Annotated in this window: 1 protein-coding gene; it reads left to right on the forward strand. The window is 54.1% G+C overall.

Annotated features, from left to right (window positions below):
• Nucleotides 1-62 precede the first annotated feature (62 nt).
• A protein-coding gene (locus IFT47_RS27260; RefSeq protein WP_192175175.1) for an IS3 family transposase occupies nt 63-1,210 on the forward strand; the annotation gives its coding sequence in 2 pieces (ribosomal slippage) (nt 63-318 and nt 318-1,210; 1,149 coding nt in all).
• Nucleotides 1,211-1,251: the final 41 nt, after the last annotated feature.

The raw sequence follows: 1,251 nt of genomic DNA on the forward strand, positions 1-1,251 counted from the left end.
TGAGCTGGCCTAATGACCCCGGACACCTCAATGGGGGAAACTGTACCCATTGAGGAACGATCATGACCAAGAAATACAGAAAATTCGATGCAGCCTTCAAGCTTGATGTCTGCAAGCTCATCGTCGACCAGGGGCAGAGCGTGAACTCGGTCTGTCTTGACATGAATCTGAGTGATACGGCAGTGCGTCGTTGGGTTGAGCAATATAAGGCCGAGCTGTTAGGCGGGCCGGGTATTGGTAATCCATTGACCAGTGAGCAGCAGCGAATTCGTCAGTTGGAGCAGCAGATTCGGCAGCTAAAAATGGACAACGACATCCTAAAAAAAGCCACGGCCTTCTTTGCCCGCGAATTGAAGTGATCCATCAACTGGTTCACCAATTACATCGCAAGGCCTACCCGGTGGCTCATATCTGCCGGGTTTTGCGGATCAGTCGTTCCGGGTTCTATGAAGCTCGCCAACGTTGCCAGAAACCCAAGCCCATCTGCACTGCAGCGGCCATGGTCAAGGCGACATTCGAGTCCAAAGAACACTGCTACGGTAGCCGCCGCGTGCTGGGCGCGCTGCGTGATGAAGGTGTTTCCATCGGTCGTTTCAAGGTTCGTCGCCTCATGAAACAACAGGGTCTGCGCCCGATCTGGAAGCGCAAGTTTATCCACACAACCGACAGTAAACACAACTTGCCGGTTGCTGAAAACCTGCTCAACCGCCAGTTCAACCCCAAGGCAATCAATCAGTCATGGGTCGCGGACATCACCTACATACGCACACGAAGCGGTTGGGTCTATCTGGCTGCGGTTATGGACCTGTTTTCACGCAAAATCGTCGGCTGGGCCATGGCACCCCATATGCGCGCCGAGCTGGTGACCAGCGCGATGCAACTGGCCATTGCTCAAAGGCAGCCTGAACCGGGCCTGATTGCCCACTCGGACAGAGGCAGCCAGTACGCGGGAGCTGCTTATCAATCGCTGCTGACTCGCAATGGGATGCGTTGCAGCATGAGCCGAAAAGGTAATTGCTGGGACAATGCAGTGATGGAGCGCTTCTTCCTGAACCTAAAGATGGAGCGCACCTGGAGAAAGGATTACGCCAACCACGGCGAAGCAATAAAGGACATCACTGATTACATCGTGCGGTTCTATAACGAGGGGCGATTGCACTCGACGTTGGGCAACATGACGCCCAATCAGTACGAGCGGCAAGCGGTCTGACAATCACCGATTGAGGTGTCCGGAAAAAGTTGACCACTTCA

This window comes from Pseudomonas sp. CFBP 13711 (genome assembly GCF_014842265.1).
Lineage (GTDB): Bacteria > Pseudomonadota > Gammaproteobacteria > Pseudomonadales > Pseudomonadaceae > Aquipseudomonas.